Here is a 4,463-nt window from a genome sequence, read left to right on the forward strand (position 1 = left end):
GATCTTGTTTCATGCCTTGCAGCACGGTGATGACGATCCGTATTTCTATCAGCGGGTGTTCTCGTTGCGGGGTCCTTTGAACGAGACTGCTTTCATTGCCGCCTGGGAGAAGGCCATCGCCCGTTATCCGGCCTTGCGCTCGGTATATTGTTTCGAAGACGCCCATGTGCCGCTGCAAATTGTCTGCAAAACCCGGAACATCGATTTGTTCGATGCCGATTGGCGCGGCATGCCGTCTACTGAACGTTGGAAAATGCTGGCGCAATGTCTGCGCGACGAACGTGCGCAGGGGTTCGATTTTGCCGGTCGGCGCGGATTTGCGTTGAGTCTGATCCGGGTGGAAGACGAGGTCTGGTGGCTAATTTGGAGTCATCATCACATTGCGCTGGACGGCTGGAGCATGGGCTTGGTGTTGCGCGATGTCATGCAAGGCTATCATGGTAAAACATTACCGGCGGTGCCGGCTTATGCCGACTATCTGCGCTGGTTGAACGGCCGCGATCAGCGTGGCGCGCTGGATTTCTGGCGCAATAGCCTAGCCGGTTGCGAAGACATGACGCCGTTGCCGTTGGCGGTAAGCTCCAACGGTACTGAATCCTCGCTCTATGAAGAAGTCGAGATCAGCTTGCCGGTTAGCGAAACGCAAGCCGTGCAAGCGGCCGCGCGCCGCTACGGCGTGACGGTCAGTACGCTGTTGCAAGGGGCGTATGCCTTGCTGCTCGGGCGGCATGGGGGTTGCGAAGCGGCGCTGTTCGGTGTCACCGTGTCGGGGCGTTCGGCCGATCTGGCCGGAATCGAGGCCATGGCCGGTTTGTTCATCAATACCTTGCCGCTACGCGTCGAGCTGGCCGGCATACAGGCACTGAGCGCTTGGCTGCAAGCCATACAGTCGCAAACCGCCGCCATGCGAGATTATGAATTCACCCCGTTGCCGGAGATTCAGCGTCTGGCCGCCTTTGGCGACGCAAAAAGTCTGTTCGAGGCCATTTTGGTGTTCGAAAACTATCCGCTGGACGAGGTATTGAAGCAACCCATGCAAGGCCTGAACGTCGGGTTGCTGAATGACGAGGATGGCAGCGGTCTATTGAAGCATACCCGAGGCCGTAACAACTATGCGCTGAGTTTGATTGCCGGTTTGAACGGCCATTTGCATTTCACCTTTTCCGGTCAGCAAGCTCGGTTTCAGCCGGGTGCGATGACCTTGTTGGCGCGGCGCTTCCACTTCTTGCTGCAACAAATCATTTCCGCCGAGCCAATGCGACTGGCTGACGTGCGGCTGGACTCGACCGCGCCAAGCGTGTTGGAGTCCGATACTCCATGGACGCCGATGTTTTCAAATCCGGTGGCGGCCTGGCAAGTTCAAGTCTTGCGTCAGCCGCATGCCTTAGCGGTGCGCGACGAACAGCGCAGCCTCAGCTTTGCCGAGCTGGATTTGGCGGCCAACCGGCTGGCAAACGCGTTGTTGGCGCAGGGCGTCGCCGGCGAATCACCGGTCGGTGTGTTGCTCGAGCGTTCGACGCTATTGCCGATCAGCCTGTTGGCGATCTTGAAAATTGGCGCGGTTTATCTGCCGCTGGATATCGCCTTGCCCGAACAACGCTTGACGCAACTGCTAGGGGACAGCGGCGCCGGTTGCGTCGTCACGGATCATGCTGGCGTAAAACAATTAGCGGTTTGCGGTTGCGGCATAGTGAATCTGGACACGCTGGATTGGGCGCAACTATCCAGCGAATTGACAACTCCCGATTTGCATTCACAGCAGGCCGCGTATCGCATCTACACCTCCGGTTCCACCGGCGAGCCCAAAGGGGTTACGGTCAGTTATGCCGCATTGAATCAATATCTGTATGGGTTATTACAACGTCTGGCGTTACCGGACGATTGCGCCATGGCGATGGTTTCGACGCCGGCGGCCGATCTTGGCCACACCGTGTTATTCGGTGCTTTGTGCTCGGGCCGGTCGTTGACTTTGATTGCCGCCGAATGCACCGCCGATCCGGATCGTTTTGCACAGATGATGAGCGATAACCGCATCGGGGTCTTGAAAATCGTGCCCAGTCATTTACGTGGCCTGTTGCAGGCGGCCTGTCCCGCCGATGTGCTTCCCGAGCAGGTGTTGATTCTGGGCGGCGAGGCGTGTCCGTGGGATTTGCTGGAAACCGTTCGCAAACTGAAGCCGCATTGCCGCGTCATCAATCATTACGGCCCGACCGAAACCACGGTCGGCGTGTTGACCCACGAAGCCGTTGCGGTTCAGACCGGCGCTACCGTACCTGTCGGTAGCCCCTTGCCGGGTGTGCATGCCTATTTATTGGATGCCGATCTGAATCCGGTGCCGGCCGATGTGCCAGGCGAGCTGTATATTGGCGGTGCGAGTCTGGCGCGCGGTTACCACGGCAAGTTCGGTATGACGGCCGAACGCTTTTTGCCTAATCCTTTCCGCGAAGGCGAACGTGTATACCGCACCGGCGATCGGGCGGTTTTGCGCGACGCTAGCCTGGTTTGGCTGGGGCGGATGGATAATCAGGTCAAGATCCGCGGTTACCGGATCGAGCCGGACGAAATCGGTCGCGTCCTGCGCGGTTTGAACGGCGTCGCCGATGCCTTGGTGCTTGCCGAAGCCTATGACTGCGACGGCCGGCTGCAACTGCTGGGGTATGTGGTGCCCAAGCGGCAGGCTGTGCTGGATGTAAACGTTTTGCGCGCTGAACTGGCGAATATGCTGCCGGAGTACATGGTGCCGGCGCATATCCTGGCCCTGGACGCGATTCCGCTGACTGCGAACGGCAAAGTAGACCGAAGGGCCTTGCCCAAACCTCGGCAGCAGATGCGCGAAATCGTGGCGCCGCGCAACGAACTTGAAGCTCGGCTGGCGGTAATCTGGCAAACGGTATTGAAAACCGATGCCGTCGGCGTAACCGATAATTTTTTCGAGCTGGGAGGGGATTCGATCCTGAGTTTGCAAATCATCGCCCGTGCCCGCAAGCAGGGCGTCAAATTGACGCCGAAGCTGTTGTTCGAGAAACAGACCATAGCGGAACTGGCGGACGCCGTCGGTCAACCCAAGGTCGAAGCCAATGTCGAGCCCAAGCAAACCGAGATCAAGCGCTGTGGGTTAAACGGGCCGCTGCCGTTGTCGTATGGGCAGGAGCGGTTATGGTTTTTGGCGCAGCTGCAACCGGAGAGCACCGCCTATCACATCAACGGCGGTTTGCGATTGTCCGGACAGCTCGATTTGGCCGCATTGAAAAGCAGTTTTGAAACTTTGACGGCTCGCCATGACATGTTGCGAACTCGCTTCATCGCCGTGGACGGCAAGCCGTTGCAAGTGGCGGAAATTCTAGTCCCGACACCGTTGCGTCTGATCGATTTCACCGCTTGCGCTAATGCGGCGGTCGAGTTGGCCGCTTGGTCGGCACAAGATGCGGTAGTACCTTTCGATTTTGAACAAGCGCCTTTATGGCGAGCGACCTTGATCACCACCGGCGAGCAACGCCACGAATTATGGCTGACCTTGCATCATTTGCTGGCCGACGGCTGGTCGGTCGGCCGCCTGTTGGAAGAGTTTGCCGATTTGTATGCGGCGGCGTTGGAACGGCGCCAACCGTGTTTGTCGGCATTGGCCATCAACTATACCGATTACGCGGTTTGGCAGCGGCAATGGCTGGCGGCAGGCGAAGGCGAACGGCAAAGCCAATACTGGCTTAAACAACTCGGCGACGAACAGCCCGTGCTGGAATTGCCTGTCGATCATGTCCGGCCAGCGGTATCCAGCGCCCACGGGGCTGCGCTCAGTTTCAGTTTGTCGGCGACCGTCAGCGCAAGCCTGAAACAGTTGGCTGTCGAAACATCGACCACGCCGTTCATGGTATTGCTCGCCTCATTTCAGGCCTTGTTGCATCGCTACAGCGGCCAGACCGATCTGCGCATCGGTATTCCGGTTGCTAACCGCAACCGGATCGAAACTGAAGCAGTGGTCGGCTTTTTCGTCAATACCTTGGTATTACGCGGCGATTGTCGCGGCGAGCAGAACTTTTTGCAGTTACTGGCGCAAGTCAAGCAGACCGTGCTGTCCGCGCAGGATCATCCCGATCTGCCGTTCGAACATTTGGTCGAACTGTTGCAGCCGCAGCGCAGCCTGAACCGCAATCCGCTGTTCCAGGTGATGATGAACCATCAAAAACGCGACTTGAGCGTGCTCAAGACCTTGCCGGGGCTGGCTATAGAGCGTATCGGCCGCGAGGTGGATGCCGCGCAATTCGATTTGAGCCTGGTCACCGAAGAAGATGAAACCGGCTTGATCAGCGGCAATTGGGTGTACGCGGTGGAGCTGTTCGAGTCCGAGACGATAGCTCGCTTGAGCCGACACTTTTTGAGTTTGTTGGAGCAATGGCTGGCGCAACCCGAACAGCCGTTGCTGAATATCGGTCTTTTGACCGAGACCGAGCAAAGCCAGCTTGCCG

The 4,463-nt window shown here is 58.1% G+C and carries 1 protein-coding gene; it reads left to right on the top strand.

Features of this window, described 5'->3' with window-relative positions; all coding sequences use genetic code 11:
• On the top strand, positions 1–4,463 hold a 4,463-nt coding region (locus A1355_RS23670), incomplete at both ends, for a non-ribosomal peptide synthetase (RefSeq protein ID WP_157198013.1).

The organism is Methylomonas koyamae (assembly GCF_001644025.1).
Lineage (GTDB): Bacteria > Pseudomonadota > Gammaproteobacteria > Methylococcales > Methylomonadaceae > Methylomonas > Methylomonas koyamae_A.